We start from the raw sequence: 23,951 nt of genomic DNA on the forward strand, positions 1-23,951 counted from the left end.
GGCCTGAATTGAGCCGAATTGCGAAGCGGCGTCGGCTTGGACCAATTGTCAGCCGTGCGGGCTACCTGTCCGTTCGTAGGCTTCAATGTAGTGCTCAGCGGGCAGCGCTGTGCCAGTGGCGAGGATCTTGCCGCTCTGCCGCTCAACGATGTATGGGGCATTCCCCGCGATGGCGTACCGAAAATCGCCGGTCTCGTGCCACTTGCGAGAGGTGTAGAAGAAAACCCAGCCCCAGGGCCGCTCGATGGTCCGGCCTTCCAGCACGACCAGTGCCTCTGCGTCCGAAACGCCCCCTTCGCTATCTGCGATTTGAGCAGTGACGAGTGCATGCGCTTGCTCCTTAGTGATCATGGCAACTGAAGGCTAACGCTTGTTCGGCACTTCAAATCCCAAGCGGTCCACCTGCTCGCGCAACTGCGGCACGCGCTTGAGCTTGTCGGTGTAGATGGCGTAGTCGTCGCGCATCTTGCTGACCAGGGTGCGGTACTGCTCGCGGCTCATGTCCGGCTTGCGCGCGAAGATCCAGGCCAGGTCGCGGCCGGGGTAGGAGATCAGCATCCAGGAACCATCCGGGGCAATTTCCAGGATGCGCTGCTTGGCCGGGATCACCTTGTAGAACCACACGCGCCAGTCGCGGTTGCCACTGTCCGCATCCACCGACGCACGTGCGTTGACTTCCTTTTCCGGCTCGCCAAAGCCGTCGCGGTACAGATAGCGCACGGCGACCTTGCCATCTTCCACCAGGGTGTATTCGTCGCGGCTGGTGACGTGGCCGCGCTCGACCGGGTTGGGCATGCGGGCGATCACATACCAGGTGCCCATGATCTTGGACAGATCGATCGCCGGCTCGGTGGTGGATGCGTCCTTGGCATGCGCCATCGGCAGGCCGAGGACGAGCAGGACAGCGAGGGCGATCGTAACGGTCAGGCGCATCGCAACATCACAAAGGGGCAATAGGTGCAGCACACTACCGCATGCAGGGGGCAAGTTCGCGTCAACGGTCGGGTCTGGCGTGTGCGCCAGCGGTGTCTGCGGCCGATCACTGCCGGCCGCGGCGTGCGACGGGTGACGATCTGGCCCCGCCAGTGCCGCGCGCCGGGCGGGCGGCACGTGTTCGGCCGCCTGAGTGAAGCCGTTGTGGTGCCGTGCGGGCCGCATGGATCTCGCCGCCGCGCCGGTGTATCCACACGCCGCGTGTCCCCGGCCGGGGGGGCGGTGCGCATGCGAGGCGTTGGAACGGCATGCCCTGGCCGCTGGCGTCGGCCGAGCGTTGCGCAGACGCGGCGTCGCAGATCCATCGCCTGCTGCGACGGTCGCCGCTTGTGGCCACGGGTCACGTCCTGCAAGGCAGTGAGCAGCCAGACGCTCTCCAGCGGACCTTGCGCCGCGGCGACAGTGCGCGCTGCCGCCGTCCCGGCGTCAAGGTCGCAATCGGTGAGATGGGCGCAGGCAATCCTGCCGGCCTGTCCTGACCTTCCAGCCACGGAGTGCCGCCATGTCGCATCGTTCTTCTCCTCGTTCCGAACGCCCCGATCCGCGCGTGCTGCGCCCGGTCCGGCAGGTCGCCCTGGCCGGGCTTGCGCTGGTGCTGGTCTGGCCGGCCGCCCGCGGCCATAGCGAATGGATCGGGTGGCTGCCGCTATGGCTGGTCGGCATGCCGATGCTGGCCTGGTGGAGCCTGTACCGGTTTGCGTTACCCACCCTGGCACGCCCGGGCGTGCGCCGCGCGGTGCCGCGCCGGCGCGGGCCGCAGGCGCAGCGCCGACGGGTGACTTCGCGGGCAGCGACACCGGCGCGGGCGGCCTGACCTTCGGCAGGGGAGCGCGGGCGAAGCGCTGTGTTAGGTTTTCCGGCATTGGTTTTTCCGGAAAATTACATGCCCAAGTTCGCCTCGATCTGCCTGGTTGCCGGCCTGGTCACCGCTGGCGCCGTCTCTGCAGAGGAAACCGCCGTGTCCAACGATCCCTACGCCTGGCTGGAAGATGTCTCCGGCGCCAAGTCGCTGGACTGGGTCAAGGCCCAGAATGCCAAGACCGAGGCGCGGCTGGCCGTCACCCCGGCGTTCAAGCAGATGGAAACCAGCATCCGCGAAGTGCTGGATTCGGACGCGAAGATTCCCGTCGTGCAGAAGATCGGCGCGTTCTATTACAACTTCTGGAAGGACAAGCAGCACGAGCGCGGCCTGTGGCGGCGCACCACGCTGGACGAATACCGCAAGCCGGCGCCCAAGTGGGAAACGGTGCTCGATCTGGATGCGCTCAACAAGGCCGAAGGCGAGAACTGGGTCTGGCATGGCGCCGACTGCCTGCGCCCGGCGTATCAGCGCTGCCTGATCGCGCTCTCGCGCGGTGGTGCCGACGCCGATGTCACCCGCGAGTTCGACCTGGGCAGCAAGCAATGGGTCAAGGACGGTTTCTTCCGTCCCGAGTCCAAGGGGGGGCTGGGCTGGATCGACCAGGACACCGTTTACGTGTTCACCGATTTCGGCCCAGGCGCGATGACCACCTCCGGCTACCCGCGGATCGCCAAGCAGTGGAAGCGCGGCACCCCGCTCAGCGCCGCTGCGGTGGTGTACGAAGGCAAGCCGACCGACATGTACATCGCCGCGATGCACGACGACACGCCTGGATTCGAGCGTGATTTCGTCAGTCGCACCCTGGCCTTCTACAACGACGAGCTGTATCTGAAGGGCGCCGACGGCAAGCTGACCAAGGTGGACGTGCCCAATTCCGCCAGCAAGACGGTCAAGCGGCAATGGCTGACCCTGGAGCTGCGCGAGCCGTGGACGGTGGGTGGCAAAACCTACAAGCCCGGCTCGCTGCTGGCGACGCGCTTTGACGACTTCATGGTCGGCAAGCGCAACATCCAGGTGCTGTTCGAACCCACCGACACTACCTCGCTGGCCGGCGTGGCATGGACCAAGTCGCGCCTGGTGTTGAACGTGCTGGACGACGTCAAGAATCGCCTGAGCGTGGTCACTCCGACGCAGGATGGCTGGACCAGGAGCGCCTTCGTCGGTGCGCCGTCCTTCGGCACCGTGGACGTCGGTGCCGTGGACAGCGACGACAGCGAGGCGTTGTGGCTGACCGTCACCGATTACCTGACTCCGACCACGCTGTCGTGGGTGGATGTGGGCAGCGCGCCGCAGCCGCTCAAGACCATGCCGGCATTCTTCGACGCCGGCAGAGACACCATCGAGCAGCACTTCGCCACCAGCAAGGACGGCACCCGCGTGCCGTATTTCCTGGTCCGCCCGAAGGCGCTCAAGCGCGATGGCAGCGCGCCGACGCTGCTGTACGGCTACGGCGGTTTCGAGATCTCGATGACGCCAAACTACTCCGGCGCCCTGGGCCGCTCGTGGCTGGAAAAGGGTGGCGTGTACGTGGTGGCCAACATCCGCGGCGGTGGCGAGTACGGCCCGCGCTGGCACCAGGCCGCCCTCAAGCAGAATCGCCACAAGGCCTACGAAGACATGGCTGCGGTGGCCAGGGATCTGGTCGCACGCAAGATCACCTCGACCAGGCACCTGGGTGTGCAGGGCGGCAGCAACGGTGGCCTGATGACCGGCAACATGCTGACCCAGTACCCGGACCTGTTCGGTGCGGTGGTGGTGCAGGTGCCGCTGCTGGACATGAAGCGTTACAGCCATCTGCTGGCAGGCGCCTCGTGGATGGCCGAGTACGGCAACCCGGACACCGACGACTGGAACTTCATCCAGACCTTCTCGCCGTACCACCTGTTCGACCCGAAGAAGACCTACCCGCCGGTGATCTTCCTGACTTCCACGCGCGATGACCGCGTGCATCCTGGCCACGCCCGCAAGATGGCAGCCAAGATGATCGAGGCCGGCAAGGACGTGACCTACTACGAGAACATCGAAGGCGGCCACGGCGGCGCGGCCAACAACGCACAGGCCGCGCACATGGCGGCGCTGGCCTACAGCTTCCTGTGGGAGCGGCTGGCGGATTGAGTTGTCGACTCAAGGCAACTCCGCAGTTCGAGTTGTCTTGATCATGTGCTGCGTTGAAAAAAGCCCTGGGCCGAATGTCCAGGGCTTTTTTGTTACTTCCTTCTCCCATCGGGAGAAGGTGCCCGAAGGGCGGATGAGGATACGTGCGCACGCCACTGGCTACGCCCAGCAGGGTGCCCATGCAGCCATGCGTGGCTGCGGCGCTTGGTTCGCTTCAGGGCGAGGCAAGCCCACAAGCAGTAGTGCAAAAGCAGCAGCAAATCGCAGTCACGGCTGTTTACATCGAGGCAGTGAATCTGCGGCCACGTCCAGGCGCTGCTCGACGAGATGCGCCGTGCGCACTGGCGCTGGTTCGATCAAAGACGTTGCAAACCACGCGCAATCCGCTCCACTGCCTGCTCAAGACGCGGCAGGCTCTGCGTATAGGCGATGCGGACGTGCTGGTTGGCGCGGTGGTGGCCGAAGTCGATGCCGGGGGTGAAGGCGACATGCTCGGTTTCCAGGAAATGCGCGCAGAACGCCTGGGCATCATTGGAGAACGTACTGATGTCGGCGTAGAGGTAGAACGCGCCTTGCGGTTCGACGGCAATGTCGAAACCCAGCTGGCGCAGCGCCGGCAGCAGATAGTCGCGGCGCTGCTGGAATTCGGCGCGGCGTGCTTCGAAGATGGCAATGCTCTCGGGCGTGAAGCAGGCCAGTGCGGCGTGTTGCGCAATGGTGGAGGCACTGATGTAGAGATTCTGTGCCAGCTTCTCCAGCTCGGGCACCGCGTCCGGCGGCGCGATCAGCCAGCCCAGCCGCCAACCGGTCATGCCGAAGTACTTGGAAAAACTGTTCAGCACGAAGGCGCTGTCGTCCACTTCCAGCACGCTGTGCGCGTCCAGGCCATAGGTCAGGCCGTGATAGATCTCATCCACCACCAGATGCCCGCCGCGGGCCTGCAACGCATGGGACAGCCCAGCCAGTTGTTCGCGCGACAACACGCTGCCGGTGGGATTGGCCGGCGAGGCGACCAGCGCGCCGACGCTGTCGGTGTTCCAGTACGCGTCCACCCGTGCCGGGGTCAGCTGGTAATCGCTGTCCGGCCCGACCGGCACCAGCTGCGCGGCGCCTTCGACCAGGCGCAGAAAATGGCGGTTGCATGGATACCCGGGGTCGGCCAGTAGCCAGTGCCTGCCTGGGTCCACCAGCAGGCTGCTGACCAGTAGCAGCGCGCCGGAGCCGCCCGGGGTGATCAGGATCCGCTCCGGATCCAGGCTGCAGCCATAACGCTGCGCATAAAAACCGGCGATGGCCTCGCGCAGTGCAGGCAGCCCGCGCGCAGCGGTGTAGCGGGTGTGGCCGGCGGCCAGGGCGGCTTGCCCGGCCGCCACGATCGGCGCGGCGGTGGTGAAGTCGGGTTCGCCGATTTCCAGGTGGATCACATCATGCCCGGCCTGTTCCAGCGCATTGGCGCGCGCCAACAGCGACATGACATGGAACGGGGCGATGTCCTGGCTGCGGCGGCTATAGCCGCTGAGGGGCGAAAGCGTGGAATCCATCAAGACGATGATAGACCAGCATGACCTAGGACACACAGGACGCTCGGCGATGGGCTCTTCCACACGCGGACGCTGGAATGGTATTGCGTTCATCCAGCGCACCCCAATCTGATGAAGCCTGTCCTGACCTTGTTGATCGCCAGCCTGATGACCACATCCGCCTCCTCCGCCTTTGCCGCTCTCCCAACGCCGCCGGACGTCGCCAAGCATCCGCATGTGGTCAAGGCGCCGTTCGGTGCCACCCGCAACGACGACTACTACTGGCTGCGCGACGACAAGCGCGAAGACAAGGCGATGCTGGCTTATCTCAATGCCGAGAACACCTACACCAACCAGGTAATGGCGCCGCTCAAGCCGCTGGAGGACACGCTGTATACCGAGATCGTGGGGCGTATCAAGCAGGACGACGCCAGCGTGCCATACCGCGAGCGCGGCTATTGGTATTACACCCGCTTCGAAGCCGGCAAGGACTATCCGATCCAGGCACGCCGCAAAGGCAGCATGGAGGCGCCGGAACAGATCCTGCTGGACGTCAACCAGATGGCACAGGGCAAGGAGTATTTCAGCGTCGGTGAGGCGCAGGTCAGTCAGGACAACTGCATCCTGGCCTGGGCCGACGATGCGATCGGCCGCCGCCAGTACACGATCCGCTTCAAGAACCTGGAGACCGGCGAACTCTATCCCGACACGCTGGAAGGCGTGTCTCCGAACATGGTCTGGGCCGACGACAACAAGACGCTGTTCTATGTCGAAAACGATCCGGAAACGCTGCTCACCGTGCGCGTGAAAAAGCACGTGCTCGGCACGCCTTCCAAGGATGACGTGCTGGTGTACGAAGAAAAGGACGATAGCTTCTACATGGGCGTGGGGCGCACCCGCGACGACAAGTACATCACCATCGGCGTGGAAAGCACGGTGTCCTCGGAGACCCGTTATACCTCCGCCGCCAAGCCTGACAGATTCAATGTGCTGGCCATGCGCGAGCGCGACGTGGAATACCACGCCGACCATTTCGATGGCCGCTGGGTGATCCGCACCAATGCCGACGGCGCCAAGAACTTCAAGCTGGTGACCGCGCCGACCGATGCGACTACCCGCAAGCGGTGGACCGATTGGGTCGCGCACGGTGACAGCGTGTACATCGAGAATTTCGAGCTGTTCGACGGATTGACCGCCATCGAAGAACGCTCCGGCGGGCTGGAGCGCGTGCGTCTGCTCAAGCGCGATGGCAGCCATGAGTACGTCAAGGCCGATGAGCCGGCATATTCGATGGGGCTGTCGGTCAACGCCGAGCCGCAGACGCCGTGGCTGCGCTACAGCTACACCTCCTTGACGACACCGGCGACCACCTACGAGCTCAACACCCGGACCGGCGAACGCAAAACGCTCAAGCAGCAGCCTGTGATCGGCTACGACCCCACCGAGTACGTCACCGAGCGGGTGTGGGTGACCGCCCGCGACGGGGTCAAGGTGCCGGTGTCGCTGGTGTACAGGCAGGACTTCAGGAAGGATGGCTCGGCGGCGCTGTTCCAGTACGCCTACGGCAGCTATGGCATGTCGATGGATCCCGCGTTCAACCTGCCCGCCATCAGCCTGCTGGACCGTGGCGTGGTGTATGCCATCGCGCACATCCGCGGCGGCCAGGAAATGGGCCGCCAGTGGTACGACGACGGCAGGCTGCTGCACAAGACAAACACCTTCACCGATTTCGTCGATGTCACCCGTGGCCTGGTGGCACAGGGCTATGCCTTCAAGGACCGCGTGGCGGCCTCTGGCGGCAGCGCCGGTGGCCTGTTGATGGGCGCGGTGGCCAACATGGCGCCGCAGGACTACCGCGTGCTGGTGGCGCAGGTGCCATTCGTGGATGTGGTCACCACCATGCTGGATGCCAGCATTCCGCTGACCACCAACGAATACGACGAGTGGGGCAACCCGGAAAACAAGGACCATTACGACTACATGCTGTCGTACTCGCCGTACGACAACGTGCGCAAGCAGGCGTATCCGGCGATGTTCGTCGGCACCGGCCTGTGGGATTCGCAGGTGCAGTACTGGGAGCCGGCCAAGTGGGTGGCCAGGCTGCGTGACGACAACACCGGCAAGTATCCGATTGTGTTCCGCACCAACATGGAAGCCGGGCACGGCGGCAAATCCGGCCGGTTCCGGCGCTATCGCGAGCTGGCCGAGTCGTACGCCTTTGTGCTGGATCAGCTGGGGGGCAAGTAGCTCAAGGGTCGGGAGTTGGGATTGGGGATTGGTAAGGGCAGGTCTCTCATCCCTGCATGCAGGCGTCGCCTCATCCGCTCTTCGGGCGCCTTCTCCGCCGTGAAGGAGGACAATGTACGGGTGGGAGAAGGAGGATGCCCAGACATCTCGGCGCCTGCTGGCCGTATCATTTGCGCATGACGCAACCGAACCGATTTCGCTGGGCCTGGTGGTTGCTGGCGTATGCCAGCCTGGCGACCGGCATTGTTGGAATCTTCGTGCCCGGCTTGCCGACCACCGTGTTCATCCTGATCTCGGCCTGGGCCGCCTCGCGCGGGTCCGAACGCCTGCATCGCTGGTTGTTGTCGCACCCGCGCTTTGGCCCCGCCATCGTGGAATGGCAGACCTATCGGGCAGTCAGTCGCAAGGCCAAGTGGATGGCCACGCTGACCATGACCATCTGTGCCGGCATCATGCTGTGGTGCGTGCCGGTGCTGTGGGTGAAGTGCCTGTCGATCGGCAGCATGGCGGTGGTGGCGATCTGGTTGTGGTTGCGTCCGGAGCCGCCGCCGCGCACGCTGCCCGCGCCGCACTGAGCGCACGGCAGTCAGGGTGTTCTGGCTATACTCGGGGCCATGAGCCTCATGTCCCGACCTTCCGTTCGTCTCGCACTGGTTGGTGCGACCTTTGTCCTGCTTGCCGGCTGCGGCAACAAGGGCCCGCTGGTGATGCCGCAGAAGCCGGTGCCGGTGGAAGCCCAGCCCGTGCCGCAGCCGCCGGATGCACCGCAACCGCTGGACGAGTCCACGCCCCCGCCGGTGCAGACCGATACGCCGCCAGCCTCCACCACCGACCAGCCCGCTAGCAGCGGCAATGAGCGCTGACGGCCGCACCGGGCGCCTGCGTTTCACCAAAATGCATGGTGCCGGCAACGATTTCGTGGTGCTGGACCTGCGCGACGGCTCGCCGCCGCCGGATGCCGCACTGGCCGCCCGCCTGGCCGACCGGCATGTCGGCGTGGGCTGCGATCAGATCCTGACCATCGAAGCCCCGCGCAGCGATGGCGCCGTGGCCGCCTACGGCATCTGGAATTCCGATGGTTCGGCGGCCCGCCAGTGCGGCAACGGCGCGCGCTGCGTCGCGGCCTGGCTGGTGCGCGATGGCACTGCGCAAGGCGATCGCTTCATCATCGACAGTCCGGTCACCGCGCATGCGGTTGAGCGGGTGGGCGCGGATACTTACGCAGTGGCGATGGGCGTGCCGCAATTCGAACCAGCGCAGATTCCGCTGGCCGGCTTTGCGCATGCGCGCGAGGAATACGCGCTGCCGGTGCACGGCGAGACGGTGCGCTTTGGCGCAGTGTCGATGGGTAATCCGCACGCCGTGCTGGAGGTTGGTCGCGTGGAGGCCGCGCCGGTGGAACGTGTGGGCAGCCTGTTGCAACAGAACGCCGCGTTCCCCGATTCGGTCAACGTGGGCTTTGCCCAGGTCGTGGACCCTGCGCATCTCCATTTGCGCGTGTTCGAGCGCGGTGTCGGCGAGACGCTGGCCTGCGGCAGCGGTGCCTGCGCGGCGGCGGCGGTGCTGATGCAGCGCCGCCGCGTGGAGCGCGATGTTCGCGTGTCGCTGCCGGGCGGTGAGCTGCGGATCCGCTGGCCCGGCGACGGGCAGGACGTGGTGATGTCCGGTCCGGCCGTGTTCGTCTTCGATGGAGAATGGATCTGATGAGCGACACCACCGACAAGCTGGGCGCGCACGATGTGGCGACATGGTTGCGTCGTCATCCCACCTTCCTCAAGCAGTTTCCGGATCTGGCGGTCAGCCTGCTGGTGCCGCGTGACGATGGCCCCACCGCCTCGCTGGCGACCTACCAGTTGGAAGTGTTGCGCGACAAGAACCGCGAGCTGGCGCGGCGGCTGCACGAGCTGGGCAGCAATGCCCAGGTCAACGAGCGGCTGGCGGTGCGCACCCATCAGCTGACGCTGGCGCTGCTGCGCCAACGTACTGCGGCCGACACGCTGAAGGCCACGGCCGCTTCGCTGGCGGAAGATTTCAACGGCGATCTGGTGCGGCTGGTGCTGCTGACGCCGGTGGCTGGTCTGCAAGCCGACTGGCTGCAGACCATGGCTGCCGACGATGCACGCCTGGCGCCCTTCCGCGACTGCCTGAGCGACGGTGAGCCGATCTGCGGCCGCCTGCAGGCCGACAAGCACGCGCTGCTGTACGGCGAGCAGGCCGGCGAGGTGCAGTCCACTGCCTTGCTGGCGCTACCTGGCATCGGCCTGATCGCGGTCGGCAGCCACGACGCCAACCGCTTCTATCCCGGCATGGGGACCTTGTTCCTGCGCATGATGGGCGAGTCGCTGAGCGTGGCGCTGCAGCGCTTCGACGCGTGATGGCGGTGGTGTGGCAACGGATCGGCGCGTTGCAGCGCAGCGTTGCAGTGGCGCCGCGACCGCGGGACAGGTGACATGTCGTCGGTGGAGGATTTCCTGGCGTATCTGCAGGTCGAGCGGCAGGTCTCGGCCCACACGCTGGACGCGTATCGGCGCGATCTAGGCGCCCTGCTGAGCTGGGTGGCCGAGCAGGCCAAAGATGCCGCCGCACCGCTGGATGTCGTGCAGCTGGACAGCGCGCACCTGCGCCAGTTTGTCGCCGACGAACATCGACGCGGTCTGTCCGCAAAGAGCCTGCAGCGACGTCTGTCTGCCTGCCGCAGCTATTACGCCTGGTTGCTCAAGCATGGCCGCATTGCGGTCAGTCCTGCCGCGGCGTTGCGAGCGCCCAAGGCGCCGCGCAAGCTGCCGCAGGTGCTCGATGCCGACGAGGCCGTGCGCCTGGTCGAAGTGCCGACCGATGCGCCGCTGGGGTTGCGCGATCGCGCATTGCTGGAACTGTTTTATTCGTCGGGGCTGCGCCTGAGCGAAATCTGCGCGTTGCGCTGGCGCGATCTGGATCTGGCCAGTGGATTGGTGATGGTGCTGGGCAAGGGCGGCAAACAGCGCCTGGTGCCGGTGGGCTCGCATGCGATTGCGGCCTTGCGGCAGTGGCAGCGCGACAGCGGCGGGCGGGCCGAAACGCATGTCTTCCCCGGGCGTGCCGGCGGTGCGATTTCGCAGCGTGCGGTGCAGATCCGCATCAAGCAATTGGCCGTGCGCCAAGGCATGTTCAAGGACGTGCACCCGCATATGTTGCGGCACAGTTTTGCCAGCCACATCCTCGAATCCTCCGGCGATCTGCGCGGCGTGCAGGAGTTGCTCGGTCATTCCGATATCGCCACCACGCAGATCTACACACACCTGGATTTCCAGCACCTGGCCAAGGTCTACGACGCTGCGCACCCGCGCGCCAAGCGCAAGAAGGCGGTCGAGTGAGCGTGCGTGCGAGCAACGTTACCCGCAGCGTTGCATGATTGGCTGATGCAGCCGGATGAGTTGCTGTCGTTGATGGGAGCGGTGACAACAGGTGGGTTTCGGAGAGGTGGCTCCAGGCCGCTCTCCCGGCGTGAGAGAGGGGGTTGGTCGTCTGGCGTGTCGGCAGGGCGTCGTCGCCTGTCTCGGATCGAGTGAAGCGCGCGGCAGGCTCACGAAAGTCTGTCTCCTGCGTCGCCTCGTCGCAGCGCGCTTGAACCCGGCAGGGGCGTCCCCACCTCCTTGGAAACCCCCCGGAGGATCCATGGACCCCAGTCAGAACCCCAACATCGTTCACGCCACCACCATCATTTCGGTGCGGCGTGGTGGGCACGTCGCCGTCGCCGGCGATGGCCAGGTCACCCTTGGCCACACGGTCATGAAGGGCAACGCGCGCAAGGTGCGCCGGCTTGGCCGCGAGGGTCAGGTGCTGGCCGGATTCGCAGGCGCTGCGGCCGATGCATTCACGCTGTTCGAGTTGTTCGAAGCCAAGCTGGACAAGCATGGCCAGCTGACCCGTGCCGCAGTGGAACTGGCCAAGGATTGGCGCACCGAACGCCGCCTGGGCAAGCTCGAAGCCCTGCTGGCGGTGGCCGATAAAGAGACCTCGTTGATCATCAGCGGCACCGGTGATGTGATCGAACCGGAAGACGGCATCATCGCGATTGGTTCTGGCGGCTCGTACGCCTTGTCGGCCGCACGCGCCCTGCTGGCGCACACCGAGCTGGATGCCAGGACCATCGCCACCGAGGCCATCAACATCGCCGGCGACATCTGCATCTATACCAATCGCAACGTGGTGGTCGAAGAGCTGTGAATCGGGAGTGGAGAATCGGGAATCGCAACAGCGGTTTCGGCTCCACTCCAACCAATAGGCTCTTGATTCTTGCGCCCACGATTCCCCATTCCCAATTCTCGAATCCCCAATGCCAAATCCCGAAACTTCAACCATGACTCCGCGCGAAATCGTGCAGGAGCTCGACCGTCATATCGTGGGTCAGCACGATGCCAAGCGCGCCGTTGCCATCGCGCTGCGCAACCGCTGGCGTCGCATGCAGCTGCCTGAAGAGCTGCGCAACGAGGTGATGCCCAAGAACATCCTGATGATCGGCCCGACCGGCGTGGGCAAGACCGAGATCGCGCGGCGCCTGGCGACGCTGGCCAATGCACCGTTCGTCAAGGTGGAAGCCACCCGCTTTACCGAGGTTGGCTATGTCGGCAAGGACGTGGAGCAGATCATCCGCGATCTGGCCGATACTTCGGTCAAGCTGTACCGCGAGCAGGCCAAGGTGCGCGTGCGCAACCAGGCCGAAGACCGCGCCGAAGACCGCATCCTCGATGCGCTGCTGCCGCGTCGCGCTGCCGGCATCGGTTTTGACCCTGAAGCCGCACGCAACGAGCCTTCGTCGCAGGACAACGATACCCGCATCAAGTTCCGCCGCATGCTGCGTAACGGCGAACTGGACGAGCGCGAAATCGAACTGGACGTGGCCGTCAACGCCAGCATGGACATCATGACCCCGCCGGGCATGGAGGAAATGGGCCAGCAGCTGCGGCAGATGTTTGCCAATATCGGCAGTGGCAAGTCGCAAAAGCGCAAGCTCACCATCAAGGCCGCGCGTCCGCTGTTGATCGAAGAAGAAGCCGGCAAGCTGGTCAACGAAGACGATGTGCGCGCGGCGGCGATCGAGGCCTGCGAGCAGCACGGCATCGTGTTCATCGATGAGATCGACAAGGTCGCCAAGCGCGGCGAAGCCGGCTCCAATGGCGGCGATGTCAGCCGCGAGGGCGTGCAGCGCGATCTGCTGCCGCTGGTGGAAGGCTCCAACGTGTCGACCAAGTACGGCACAGTCAAGACCGACCATATCCTGTTCATCGCTTCGGGCGCGTTCCATCTGGCCAAGCCCAGCGACCTGATTCCCGAATTGCAGGGCCGTTTCCCGATCCGGGTGGAGCTGACCGCGCTGACCAAGGCCGATTTCGTGCGCATTCTCACCGAGCCGAAGGCCGCCTTGATCAAACAGTACGAAGCGCTGTTGCAGACCGAAGGCGTGTCGCTGAGCTTTGGTGCCGATGCAGTGGAACGGCTGGCCGAGATTGCCGCCCAGGTCAACGAGCGCCAGGAAAACATCGGCGCACGTCGACTGCACACGGTGCTCGAGCGCCTGCTGGATGGCCTGAGCTACGAAGCGCCCGACCGCGATGGCCACAGCGTGACCGTGGATGCGGCCTATGTGGACGCGCAGCTGGGCGAGCTGGTGCAGGATCCGGACCTGAGTCGCTACATCCTGTGAGGCAATGCCGATCAGGCGGCGGAAGTCAAAATGATCTCCCAGGCGTCCTGATCGGCGTTGCGTTACTCGTTGTGCAGCAAGATATGCCTCGGTCCTGCAACGACCGGCCCTCGGAGGGGCGTTGCGCCGCGGCATAGGCGCGATGCTCAGCGCGTGCTGCGGCGCAGACTGGCGCTGTAGCGTTGGATCAACAAGACGCCAAGGTGCGCACGGGCGTTGACTGCGGGATCCGTCAATGCAGGCTGCTGCGGCGTATCAAGCCGGCTCCCGCTAGCCGCTGGGGGTCTGGCAGCCGGTTGCGCAACAGGCGCCTGCAGCAGCGGCTTCTGCAATAGGGCCGTCATTTCCAATGTACATCCCTGCGTCGCTCCGCTTGCCGCCTGTGCAAGACCATTGCCAGCCAGCGCAGACGCGGCAACCGGGCGACCGACGTTCGATCCGAAACCTGCCGCCTGTCCTTCTCCCGCCTGCGGGAGAAGGTGCCCGAAGGGCGGATGAGGGCAGCGCGCATGGTCCACTGCGCGCAACCCTGAAGCCCACGCATCTACCGGCGCCACCGGCGCCACGCCCCGGGCCGCACCTGCCACTTCCATGACCGGCTGCGCCGTGGCGCGGCCGGGTATTACGACATCTGGCACTGCCATTGAACGATCCCCCCGTGGGCAAAGCGCGAGCCTAGCGTCGTGCATGTCAAGGCGCGTTGACGTCAGCAATGGGCATGCCTCACCGGCAGCTTGCAAGGCGTTGGCCGCACGCGTGGCAATCGCGAGGCCAGCCGTCGCGGGAACTCCGCAGGCGTCAATCCTCGCCGATGTCCTCATTCCACACATCCGGATTGGCGGCGATATAGCCGCCGAGCAGGTCGATGCATTCCTGGCTTTGCAGGTCGATCACGTTGACGCCATGCTCGCGCAGCCAGGCGATACCGCCCTGGAAGGTGACCGATTCGCCCACTACCACGGTGCCGATATTGAACTGGCGCACCAACCCGCTGCAGTACCAGCACGGGGCCAGCGTGGTGACCATGATGGTGTCCTTGTAGCGGCGCTGGCGGCCGGCCTTGCGGAAGGCATCGGTTTCGCCGTGCACGGACGGGTCGTTTTCCTGCACGCGGCGATTGTGGCCGCACCCAAGCAGGCGGCCGTCGTTGTAGTACAGCGCCGCGCCGATCGGAATGCCGCCTTCGGCCAGGCCCTGGCGGGCTTGGGCGATGGCGGTGTCGAGCAGGGCACGATAGTCGGGGGTGGTGATCATGTGGGCTCCAGAGGCGCTGCGCCGGCAGGGCGCAGCATGTCGAGGTGGGGAATGCCGTCTTCCAGATACGGTGCCGATGCCGGCGCAAATCCGTGCGCGGCGTAGAACCCTTGCAGATGCGCCTGTGCGCCCAGTTGAATGGCGCTGCCCGGCCAATGCGCATGCACCAGCTGCAGGCCGTGCTGCAACAAGGCATGTGCCAACCCGCTACCGCGAAACGCGCGGCCGATCACCACGCGTCCGATGCCGGGCTCGGGATAGCTCAACCCCGGCGGCAGCACGCGCAGACAGGCAGCCAGCTCGCCGGTGTCGGTCGTTCTAAGCAGATGCAGTACACCCGGGGCGGTGTCCTTGCCATCCAGCTCGGGATAGGCGCAGCGCTGCTCCACCACGAACACGTCGGTGCGCAGCGTCAGCAGCGCATACAGCTGCGCGGTGCCGAGCTGGGCAAAGCGCAGTGATTGCCGCTGCAGGTGGAGGCGCGTGGAAGAGGGCATCGCCGCATGATAGCGGCTGCATCGCGCGCGGGGCGCCGTGCAGCATGCCGATGGGTGCGCTCAGTCGACGGCGCTTGCAGTGTCCACGGCCACCACCACCGACATGCCCGGGCGCAGTCGTGCGGCCAGCGGTTGATCGGGGTCGACGCTGATCCGCAGCGGGATGCGTTGGGCAATCTTGACGAAGTTGCCGGTGGCGTTGTCGGCCGGCAGCACGCTGAATTCCGAGCCGGCCGCCGGCGAGATCTCCTGCACACGGCCGCGCAGGGTCGCGTTGTTCAACGCATCCACGGTGAAGCTGGCGCGCTGCCCGATGCGGATCTTGGCCATCTGGGTTTCCTTGAAGTTGGCCACCACCCACAGCGTGTCCGGTACCAGCGCCATCAGCTGCGTGCCGTTGGTGACGTAAGCGCCCTGGCGCACGCCGAGCTGGCCGAGCTGGCCATCGCGCGGGGCCAGGATGCGGGTGTTGTCCAGGTTGATCTGCGCCAGTTGCTGTGAGGCCTGCGCATTGGTCACCGCGGCTTCCAGCGCGGCGCGGTTGACGGTGACGCTGCGGGCGTTTTCTTCGGCCGCCTGCACTGCGGCGCGCGCTTGCGTCACGCCCGCTTCGGCCTGCGCGCGCGCCGCGAACGCAGTGTCGCGGTCCTGCTCGGACACCAGTTTCTGGTTGGCCAGTTGCTGCGCGCGGGCATAGGCCGAGCGGGTGCGTTCGCGCTGGGCCTGCGTGCTGCTCAGCGCTGCGCGCTGTTCGGCGATGGTGGCCTGCGCGCCATGCCGCTGCTGCTCCCAGTTGGCGAGATTGGCCTGCGCGGTCTGCAGCTGCGCCCTGGCCTGCTCGAGCTGCTGGGCATAGATGCGGTCGTCGATGGTGGCCAGCAACTGGCCGCGTGTGACGTGCGCAAAATCCTGCACCGGGACCTGCGTGACATAGCCGCTGACCTGCGGTGCGATCACCGTGATCTGGCCATGCACCATGGCGTTCTCGGTGCGTTCGATGGCGCTGACGAACGGCGGCAGCCGCCAGGCATACAGCACCAGCGCCACGCCGATCAGCGCCAGGCCGCCAACCCCGATCGCGCCAGTGATGCGACGGCGGCGGCGACGTTGCCGGTCGGCGACAGGGGAGGACTCTGCAGGTGTATTCATGGGCGCGCGCTGGAAGCAGGAGAGGAGGGAGAGGCGGCAGGGCGCAGATAGCGCCGCCACACCAGCACGGACAGGATCCACAGCCCGGTGGCGATGGCAATGCAGCCGATCAGTAGAAACACATCGTTATAGGCCAGCACATTGGCTTCGCGGGTGGCCACGCTGCCCAGCGCACGCACGCCCTGGGCCTGGCGCAAGGCCGGGTCGCCGATGCTGCTGCCGTATGCGCTCGCATAGGCCTGCACGCGCGCGGCCACCTGCGGGTCGGTCAGCACCAGGTGCTCCACCAACTGACTGGAATGGTATTTCTCGCGCACCGCCTGCACGCTGCCCAGCAGCGCGCTGCCGAGCAGGCCCCCCATGTTCTGCGCCATGCCGAACAGCACGATGAAGCTGATCAGGTTGCCGGGTTGCGCGATCACCCGGCCGATGCCGGCCACCATCGCCGGGCCAATGAAGAAGGTGCTGCCGAAGGCGAGCAGGAACTGGCTGATGTACATCTGTTCGGGGCGGGTGAGGCTGGTGGCATCGGCATCCATGAAACAGCCGGCACAGATGGCCGCCACTGCGATGATCAGGTGTTCGGCGATGCGCGCCGGATTGATCAGCCACGCACTGGCGGCCACGCCGACCACCGCGCCCAGTAGCATCAGCGCGAACAGGGTCTGCAGCTGGGAGTTGGCCAGGCCCAGGGTCTGGAAGAAGCCGATCGCGCCAGTGCTTTGTTCGGACAGCACCAGCCGGATCAGCAGGATGGCCAGGCCCAGCCGCAGCATGTCGCCGCTGGCCAGCCAGCGCGTGTTGATCATCGGGTTGCGGCGGTTGTGCTCGATCCAGGTGGCCGCGCACAGCAGTACGATCGAGGACGCCAGCACCACGCCCAGCCACGGAGTGCTGGTCCACCACAGCAGCCGGCCCAGCGACAGCACCGCCGCCAAGCCGGCCGCCCCGGCGGCAAACAGGCTGAAGGTGAGGAAATCCAGCGTCTCGAATACCCGGTAGCGGTCCCCCGGCGGCAGTTTGAGCGCCAGCACGCACGCCAATGCGAACACCGCCAGCCCGAACTCGAACAGGTACAGCCCCTGCCACTGCCCGAACTCGAGCAGGTCGGTGGAAAACACCCGTGCCAGCGGCAACGCCAGCTGGGTGATGCCCAGCCCCAGGACCACTGCCTTGAGGCGGTGTTTATTGGGGAAGGCCTGGATCACGTAATACAGCCCCAGCGAGCTGAGCGCCGCGCCCACCAGCCCATGCGCCGCACGCACGGTGATGGCCGAACTCAGGCTGTGCACGAACAGGTGGGCGAAGGCGATGGCCGCGTACAGCGCCAGGAAGATCTCGGTGAACCGGCGTAACCCGAACTGCTGGCGAAACTTCACCAGCAGCAGGTTGGCCGACATGTTGGTCATCACATAGGCGGCCGGCAGCCATGCCATTTCAGTGCTATAGGCGCCCAGCGTGCCTTGCAGATACGGCAGGTTGGCAGTCCAGCGCATTGCTCAGACCCCCGGTCAGCGCCACCACCACGCCCACCAGGCCGTACTGGATGCGGCGCCGGGTTGGGTGCAGGGGCGTGGAGGCCGACCCGGGCAGGGTGGGCTTTTCATGGGGCTGCCAGTCGCGCCGAACATACTTGTCGCGCACGCAATGCTCGCGGGGCCGTTGCGGAAGAGGCCGCAGTGTGGTCCGGTTGCGGTCACGGTGGCGTCAGCAGTGCGATAATCCCCCCATGAGCGAATCCCCCTATACCTCCGGTACCACCCATTTCGGCTTTCGCGATGTCGCTGCCAAGGACAAGCAGAAGCTGGTCGGCGAAGTGTTCACCTCGGTCGCGCGCAATTACGACCTGATGAACGACCTGATGAGCCTGGGCGTGCATCGCGCCTGGAAACGCTACTTCGTGGCCACCGCGCAGGTGAAGCCGGGCGACCGGGTGCTGGACCTGGCCGGCGGCACCGGCGACATCGCCGTGCTGCTGAAAGAGCGCGTGGGCGATGAAGGTGCGGTGGTGCTGGGCGACATCAATGCGGGCATGCTGTCGGTGGGCCGCGACCGGCTGACCAACCGCGGGCTGGTGGCCGGCTTCGACTACGTGCAATGCAACGCCGAAGCGCTGCCGTTCCCGGACCAGAGTTTCGACCTGGTCACGATTTCCTTCGGCCTGCGCAACGTGACCGACAAGGACGCTGCACTGCGCGAGATGTACCGCGTGCTCAAGGTGGGCGGCCAGGCGCGCGTGCTGGAATTCTCCGAAGTCACCGCCGAGTGGTTCAAGCCGATCTACGACTTTCACTCATTCAAGATCCTGCCCAAGCTGGGCCAGCTGTTCGCACGCGATGCCGACAGCTACCAGTACCTGGCCGAGAGCATCCGCAAGCACCCGCCGCAGGAGTCGCTCAAGGGCATGATGGGCGAGGCCGGATTCGCGCGCTGCCACTACAAGAATCTCACCGGCGGCATCGTGGCGATCCACTCCGGCTACAAGATCTGACGCCGCGCCACCGGGGCTGGCATGCGGCGCTTTGCGTGCTGCATGACTGCCCACGTGCTTCGCGCCGGTTGCTGCTTGCATCGGCGTGCGTACCGCCAGGTTCTGCGACTTCCGTCGCGTTGGCTCCATCAGCGGTCGGCGACACTAGGCGCCCCTTTGCCGGAGAGTTGGATGCGCTTGTACGCCGGGCTCTCGCGCGTGTTTCCCCGTTCCTTCAGCGCCAAGCTGCTGGCGGTGACCTTTGTCGGCATCCATCTGCCGCTGCTGTTGTTGATTGCATGGCTGGCCTCGCAAAGCGAACTGGGCGGGCACCTGCTGTGGTCGGTGATCCTCGTGGCGCTGCTGGCAACGCTGGCCGGCACTGCCTTGACGCTTTCGGCCCTGTACCGGTTGCTGGCGCCACTGCGTATCGCCGCCGATGCACTGGATACCTATTACGCCGACCAGCGTCTGCCCAGCCTGCCCGAGCATGGCGATGACGAATTGGGCCGGCTGCTGCGCGGGATCAACCGCAGCCTGCGCGGCATCGATGCCGGCATGCGTGACCTCAAGAAGCATGCCCTGTTCGACCCGCTCACCGAGGCGCTGAACCGACGCGGCTGCGAGCAGGCCATGCGCGACTCGGTGGCCGCCGCGCAACGCGAAGGCTGGCCGTTCGTGCTGTTCGTGTTGGACATGGACAACCTCAAGCCGATCAACGACCGCTTCGGGCACCTGGCCGGCGACCGCGTGCTGGTGCGTCTGGTGGAATCGGCCTACGGCTGGCTGGGGGCACAGGACTGGATCGGCCGTTGGGGTGGCGACGAATTCCTGGTCGGCGTGCACGCCAGCGAGGACGAGGCCACGCTCAAGCTCAATCAATGGCTGTCCATGCTCGAACGCGAAGACGGCGAGGAAGCGCCGTTGCACCTGAGCGCGGGCAGCGCGGTCTGCGCGCGGGGCGTGGACGCGACCGAGCTGTATCGGCGCGCGGATGCGGCGATGTACCGCGCCAAGTTTTCCGGCGGCCGGCGTCTGGTGCGCGACGGACATGACACGCCGCGCGGTCATCCGGTGACCTGAAACGCAGCTGCGCCTGCAGGCGCGCTGCCACCGGGTAGTGCGCCTGCCGTTGTGCCGCACCTGGGCGGCATGCCATCGCCGATGCTCTGCGCGTTCGTCGGCGCGTTGGTTCGATCGGCCGCCGTTGCGGTGCCGGCACACTGCGCATTGACGTAATGTAAGGATTGTGTCGAGGCATCTGCAGACAGACAGCAGCGTCGCGACCTCGCGGCAAGCGAACGCGGCCTTGGCGCGGCCAACGCAACGGCTGCGCAGCCGCCGGGTAGGCGCGCCGGCGCCCGGAATCCTCGTCTGTGAAGCGCACACTCCGGCTCCTGGGCGCCGTCGGTCCTTGGCTGATGGCTGCGCGACGTTCTTCCAGCGACTCTTGATTTTCGCTGTCACGTCGGCCGTTCGTCCCCGGTCGGCGGCGGCGCGGGCAGCCGATGGCGCGTAGCGCTAAAATGCCCGATTCCCTCGCTGCGGTGCCGTCGATGCGCTTCCCGTTCCTGTCGCTGTCCCTGGCCGTGTCCATCGCGCTGGCCGGCTGTTCCAATGACTCCACGCCGCCGGCGTCCACCGCCGCCGCGCCGGCCGCCACTGCCAAGGCCCCCGTGAAAGCAGACGCCCGCAACCACGACGAAAGCTCCTATGCCCAGCCGCAGCTGGTGGTCATCAAGGATCTGGCGCTGGACCTGAAGCTGGATTTCGACAGCAAGCAGATCGGCGGGACGGCCACCTACACGCTGGAGTGGAAGGACAAGGCGGCCAAGCAGCTGGTGCTGGATACGCGTGAGCTGAGCATCGCCCAGGTGCAGGCCGACGATGGCAAGGGCGGCCTGGCGCCGCTGCAGTTCGCACTGGCGCCAGCCGACAAGACCTTCGGCAGCAAGCTCACCATCGAGACGCCGAACCAGCCCGCCAAGGTCGTGATCACCTATCACACCGCGCCGACCGCCTCGGGCCTGCAGTGGCTGGAGCCGTCGATGACCGAGGGCAAGCAGTTGCCCTTCATGTTCAGCCAGTCGCAGGCGATCCACGCGCGCAGCTGGGTGCCGTTGCAGGACACCCCGAGCGTGCGCTTCACCTACAGCGCGCACGTGACCTCGCGCCCGGACGTGATGGTGCTGATGAGCGCCGACAACGACCCCAAGGCCGCGCGCGACGGCGACTACAGCTTCAAGATGCCCGAGCCGATTCCGTCCTATCTGCTGGCCATTGCCGCCGGCGATGTGGTGTTCAAGCCGATCTCCGCGCGCTCGGGCGTGTGGGCCGAGCCGGCGATGGCCGACAAGGCGGCCAAGGAATTCGAAGACACCGAGAAGATGATCGGTGCCGCCGAAAAACTCTATGGCCCGTATCGCTGGGGCCGTTACGACATGCTGGTGCTGCCGCCGTCGTTCCCGTTCGGCGGCATGGAGAATCCGCGCCTGACCTTCGCCACGCCCACCGTGATCGTCGGCGACAAGTCGCTGGTGTCGCTGGTCGCGCACGAACTGGCACATAGCTGGTCCGGCAACCTGGTGACCAATGCGAGCTGGAAGGACATCTGGCTCAACGAAGGCTTCACCACCTACGTGCAGGCCCGCATCACCGAAGCGCTGTACGGCACCGAGATGGCCGAGATGGAGCGCGAGATCGACCAGGGCGATCTGCTGGCCGAAGTGAAGGACATGGCGCCCGCCGACCAGGCCCTGGCACTGCCGCCGCTGGCGCAGCGCGATCCGGACGAGGCCTTGAGCCAGGTGGCCTACGTCAAGGGCGCCTGGTTCCTGCAGTTCCTGGAGCAGCGCTTCGGCCGCGAGGTGTTCGACCCGTTCCTGCGCGGCTGGTTCGACGACCACGCCTTCCAGAGCGCCACCACCGACCAGTTCGTCGATTACCTGAAAAAGAACCTGCTGGCCAAGAACCCCACCGCGGTGACCGCTGCCGAAGTGGATGCGTGGTTGAACCAGCCGGGCATCCCGGCGTTTGCGACCAAGGCGCGCTCGCGCAGCTTCTCCATCGTGGACACCGCGCGGATCGCCTGGAGCGGCAGCGGCACGCTGCCCAGCAAGCAGGTCACCGGCGAATGGGGCACGCAGGAGTGGGTGCATTTCCTCAGCGGCATGGGCGCGACCTTGAAGCCCGAGCAGCTCAAGCAGCTGGACGAGGCCTATCACTTCACCGGCACGCCGAATGGCGAGATCGCCATGCGCTGGTACCCGCTGGCGATCCGCAGCGGCTACACCGATGCGCGCCCCGCTGCAGGCGAGTTCATCGAACGCGTGGGCCGCCGCAAGTTGGTGCTGCCGATCTATGCCGAGTTGCTGAAGACCCCGGACGGCATTGCGTTTGCCGAGCAGGCCTTCGAAAAGGCCAAGCCCAGCTACCACCCGATCACCACCGCATCGGTGGCCGAGATGATCGCCAAGGCCAAGGCGGCACCGCCGGCGCAGCCGCAGCCGTAATGGAAGGGGAGGGCGTTGCAGACGCCCTCCGGCCGCTTTCCTTGCTGCATCGTGCCCTGCAATCGCCGCTGTAGGAGCGCACCCGGGCGCGAGGGAGCATTCCCGGTAACGCCACGTCGCGCCAGGGTGTGCTCCTACGGCGTGCCGCAGTTTGATCGCGGCCGTCGTGGGCAGGCTGGTATCGTTGCCGCTGCCTTTCATGCCTTCCGGAGTCGACGATGAAGTATCTGCTGAGCGCGGCCTTGTGCGTCGCTGCAGTGAGTGGCTGTACCGACCGCCAGGCGCAGCGTCAGGCGCAGGCAAGCGCGCAGGCGCAGGCCAAGGAAACTCAGGCCGATGCGCTCGCCAAGCAATACGATGAAGCGGTCAAGGCGCAGAACTGGGACATGGCGCGTGCGCACGGTGCGGCCTTGATCGAAGGCTATGCCGGGACCACGGCGGCCACACGCATCGAGCCCGGCTATGCCGACATCAAGGCCAAGGGCGAGCAGGCGCGCGAGCTGCGTCGTATGCAGGCGCTCTGGCAGTACTCGCAGGTGCCGGCCAAGGGCGGCACGCAGCGCTCGGCGATGATCGATGCCAAGAGCCGCGTGGATGTCGACGGCAGCGGTCCCAAGCCGGTGAGCCTGGTGTTCCGCGATCACCCGCAGTGGAAGCGTCACAGCTATCTCGTGCTCAAGGCCGGCGATTTCAATTGCTACAGCGGCTGCAAGGTGCAGGTCTCGGCCGATGGTGGCGCGCCCCGCGCGATGGCGGCCCACCGCCCGGACACCGACGAAGCGATCGCGATGTTCATCGACGACGACAAGGCGCTGTGGAAAATTGTGCGTAACGCCAAGCGCATCAGCATCACCTTCCCGGTCAAGGCCGGCGGGACGCGCACGGCGGAGTTCGAGGTGGGCGGCCTGGATACCACTCAAATGCCGGGCTGGAAATAAGCGCATGGACGGCGCGATCGCCGCACGCCTGCCGTTGTCCGCCTACCGACACTGGGTGTTCGACATGGACGGCACGCTCACGTTGCCGGCACACGATTTCGCGTTGATCCGACGCGCGCTGGAGATCCCGCCCGAGGCGGACATCCTGCATTACCTGGCATCGCTGCCGGCCGACCAAGCCGCAGTCAAACACGCCTGGTTGCTCGCGCACGAGCGTGAACTCGCACAGGCCGCACAGCCCGCACCCGGTGCAGTGGCGCTGGTGCGTGCGTTGCAGACAGCCGGATGCCGGCTCGGCATGCTCACCCGCAATGCGCGCGCATTGGCGCAGGTGACATTGCAGGCGATCGGCCTGCACGATGCATTCGCCTGGGACGACATCGTCGGCCGCGATGAGGCCGCCCCCAAACCCGCACCCGATGGCTTGCAGTATTTTGCGCAACGCTGGGCGGTGGAGGGCACAGCACTGGTCATGGTCGGCGATCACCACAACGACCTGGCCTGCGGCCGTGCAGTCGGTACCTGCACCGTGCTGGTCAATACACCCGGCGATCCATGGCCGGGCCTTGCCGACTGGCGGTTGCAGGATTGCACGCAGTTGCTGGCGCAGTGGAACCGCTAGCGTGAGCTTTGGCGAGTAGGCCAGGCGCGCGAAGCATGGAGTGCGATGCGTGGCTGGCCGCGTGTCGCTGGATGACGATGACGATCAGG

General features: G+C 65.9%; 21 protein-coding genes and 1 pseudogene. 15 read left to right on the forward strand and 7 right to left on the reverse strand.

The window, feature by feature from the left end:
- Positions 1–48: 48 nt before the first annotated feature.
- Positions 49–351, reverse strand: a complete 303-nt coding sequence (locus XCSCFBP4642_RS0105410; protein WP_033898033.1) for a YrhB domain-containing protein — start codon at positions 349–351, stop codon at positions 49–51.
- 12 nt (positions 352–363) lie between these two features.
- Positions 364–933: a lipocalin family protein gene (locus tag XCSCFBP4642_RS0105415; RefSeq protein WP_029218900.1), complete on the reverse strand. Its 570-nt coding sequence runs from the start codon at positions 931–933 to the stop codon at positions 364–366.
- 562 nt (positions 934–1,495) lie between these two features.
- On the opposite strand from XCSCFBP4642_RS0105415, the gene XCSCFBP4642_RS0105425 reads away from it, so the two are divergent.
- Together XCSCFBP4642_RS0105425 and XCSCFBP4642_RS0105430 are read left to right on the forward strand one after the other, a co-directional pair.
- Entirely contained in the window at positions 1,496–1,807 is a 312-nt protein-coding gene (locus XCSCFBP4642_RS0105425; RefSeq protein WP_029218902.1) for a hypothetical protein, read from the forward strand.
- A 69-nt stretch (positions 1,808–1,876) separates the two neighbouring features.
- The gene (locus XCSCFBP4642_RS0105430) at positions 1,877–3,970 is read left to right on the forward strand and encodes a prolyl oligopeptidase family serine peptidase (protein WP_029218903.1); all 2,094 of its coding nucleotides are present in this window, start codon (positions 1,877–1,879) and stop codon (positions 3,968–3,970) included.
- Between the two features lie 356 nt (positions 3,971–4,326).
- Here the strand turns inward: XCSCFBP4642_RS0105430 and XCSCFBP4642_RS0105435 are convergent, their stop codons facing one another.
- Positions 4,327–5,511 (reverse strand): pyridoxal phosphate-dependent aminotransferase, encoded by a 1,185-nt coding sequence (locus tag XCSCFBP4642_RS0105435; protein WP_029218904.1) that lies wholly within the window; start codon positions 5,509–5,511, stop codon positions 4,327–4,329.
- Between the two features lie 111 nt (positions 5,512–5,622).
- On the opposite strand from XCSCFBP4642_RS0105435, the gene XCSCFBP4642_RS0105440 reads away from it, so the two are divergent.
- The 8 genes from XCSCFBP4642_RS0105440 to hslU all read left to right on the forward strand — a co-directional run bounded on the left by XCSCFBP4642_RS0105440 (position 5,623) and on the right by hslU (position 13,420).
- Positions 5,623–7,737, forward strand: coding sequence for a S9 family peptidase (locus XCSCFBP4642_RS0105440; protein ID WP_029218905.1), 2,115 nt, complete (start codon positions 5,623–5,625; stop codon positions 7,735–7,737).
- A 176-nt stretch (positions 7,738–7,913) separates the two neighbouring features.
- Positions 7,914–8,312 (forward strand): YbaN family protein, encoded by a 399-nt coding sequence (locus XCSCFBP4642_RS0105445; protein ID WP_029218906.1) that lies wholly within the window; start codon positions 7,914–7,916, stop codon positions 8,310–8,312.
- Between the two features lie 39 nt (positions 8,313–8,351).
- On the forward strand, positions 8,352–8,600 hold the full coding sequence (gene lptM / locus XCSCFBP4642_RS0105450; protein WP_029218907.1) for an LPS translocon maturation chaperone LptM: 249 nt from the start codon (positions 8,352–8,354) through the stop codon (positions 8,598–8,600).
- Positions 8,590–9,441, forward strand: a complete 852-nt coding sequence (dapF, locus tag XCSCFBP4642_RS0105455) for a diaminopimelate epimerase (RefSeq protein WP_029218908.1) — start codon at positions 8,590–8,592, stop codon at positions 9,439–9,441. Before lptM ends, dapF begins: the two co-directional genes overlap by 11 nt.
- Positions 9,441–10,112 carry a DUF484 family protein gene (locus XCSCFBP4642_RS0105460; protein ID WP_029218909.1) on the forward strand — a complete coding sequence of 224 codons (672 nt, stop codon included), beginning with the start codon at positions 9,441–9,443 and terminating at the stop codon, positions 10,110–10,112. The genes dapF and XCSCFBP4642_RS0105460 overlap by 1 nt, the downstream gene beginning before the upstream one ends.
- Positions 10,113–10,187: 75 nt before the next feature.
- Positions 10,188–11,090 (forward strand): tyrosine recombinase XerC, encoded by a 903-nt coding sequence (xerC, locus tag XCSCFBP4642_RS0105465; RefSeq protein WP_029218910.1) that lies wholly within the window; start codon positions 10,188–10,190, stop codon positions 11,088–11,090.
- A gap of 301 nt (positions 11,091–11,391) precedes the next feature.
- Positions 11,392–11,943, forward strand: coding sequence for an ATP-dependent protease subunit HslV (gene hslV, locus XCSCFBP4642_RS0105470; protein WP_026112384.1), 552 nt, complete (start codon positions 11,392–11,394; stop codon positions 11,941–11,943).
- 109 nt (positions 11,944–12,052) lie between these two features.
- Entirely contained in the window at positions 12,053–13,420 is a 1,368-nt protein-coding gene (gene hslU / locus XCSCFBP4642_RS0105475) for an ATP-dependent protease ATPase subunit HslU (RefSeq protein WP_029218911.1), read from the forward strand.
- Positions 13,421–14,218: 798 nt separating this feature from the next.
- On the opposite strand, the gene XCSCFBP4642_RS0105480 is transcribed toward hslU, so the two are convergent.
- The 4 genes and pseudogenes from XCSCFBP4642_RS0105480 to XCSCFBP4642_RS24180 all read right to left on the reverse strand — a co-directional run bounded on the left by XCSCFBP4642_RS0105480 (position 14,219) and on the right by XCSCFBP4642_RS24180 (position 17,964).
- A complete protein-coding gene (locus tag XCSCFBP4642_RS0105480) occupies positions 14,219–14,674 on the reverse strand; it encodes a nucleoside deaminase (protein ID WP_029218912.1) in 456 nt (151 codons plus the stop codon).
- Positions 14,671–15,171: a GNAT family N-acetyltransferase gene (locus XCSCFBP4642_RS0105485; protein ID WP_029218913.1), complete on the reverse strand. Its 501-nt coding sequence runs from the start codon at positions 15,169–15,171 to the stop codon at positions 14,671–14,673. Before XCSCFBP4642_RS0105485 ends, XCSCFBP4642_RS0105480 begins: the two co-directional genes overlap by 4 nt.
- Positions 15,172–15,231: 60 nt before the next feature.
- Positions 15,232–16,320: an HlyD family secretion protein gene (locus XCSCFBP4642_RS0105490; RefSeq protein ID WP_029218914.1), complete on the reverse strand. Its 1,089-nt coding sequence runs from the start codon at positions 16,318–16,320 to the stop codon at positions 15,232–15,234.
- Positions 16,317–17,964, reverse strand: a pseudogene (locus tag XCSCFBP4642_RS24180) (MFS transporter). The gene XCSCFBP4642_RS0105490 and the pseudogene XCSCFBP4642_RS24180 overlap by 4 nt, the downstream one beginning before the upstream one ends.
- An 85-nt stretch (positions 17,965–18,049) precedes the next feature.
- On the opposite strand from XCSCFBP4642_RS24180, the gene ubiE reads away from it, so the two are divergent.
- The 5 genes from ubiE (at position 18,050) to XCSCFBP4642_RS0105520 (ending at position 23,862) form a co-directional block, all read left to right on the forward strand.
- Positions 18,050–18,811 carry a bifunctional demethylmenaquinone methyltransferase/2-methoxy-6-polyprenyl-1,4-benzoquinol methylase UbiE gene (ubiE, locus tag XCSCFBP4642_RS0105500; RefSeq protein ID WP_029218915.1) on the forward strand — a complete coding sequence of 254 codons (762 nt, stop codon included), beginning with the start codon at positions 18,050–18,052 and terminating at the stop codon, positions 18,809–18,811.
- Between the two features lie 171 nt (positions 18,812–18,982).
- Positions 18,983–19,873 (forward strand): GGDEF domain-containing protein, encoded by an 891-nt coding sequence (locus tag XCSCFBP4642_RS0105505; protein ID WP_029218916.1) that lies wholly within the window; start codon positions 18,983–18,985, stop codon positions 19,871–19,873.
- A gap of 473 nt (positions 19,874–20,346) precedes the next feature.
- Positions 20,347–22,302 (forward strand): M1 family metallopeptidase, encoded by a 1,956-nt coding sequence (locus XCSCFBP4642_RS0105510; RefSeq protein ID WP_029218917.1) that lies wholly within the window; start codon positions 20,347–20,349, stop codon positions 22,300–22,302.
- A 218-nt stretch (positions 22,303–22,520) separates the two neighbouring features.
- Positions 22,521–23,240 (forward strand): hypothetical protein, encoded by a 720-nt coding sequence (locus XCSCFBP4642_RS0105515; RefSeq protein ID WP_029218918.1) that lies wholly within the window; start codon positions 22,521–22,523, stop codon positions 23,238–23,240.
- Between the two features lie 4 nt (positions 23,241–23,244).
- Positions 23,245–23,862, forward strand: coding sequence for an HAD family hydrolase (locus XCSCFBP4642_RS0105520; protein WP_029218919.1), 618 nt, complete (start codon positions 23,245–23,247; stop codon positions 23,860–23,862).
- The last annotated feature ends 89 nt before the right edge of the window (positions 23,863–23,951 follow it).

Source organism: Xanthomonas cassavae CFBP 4642 (assembly GCF_000454545.1).
Lineage (GTDB): Bacteria > Pseudomonadota > Gammaproteobacteria > Xanthomonadales > Xanthomonadaceae > Xanthomonas > Xanthomonas cassavae.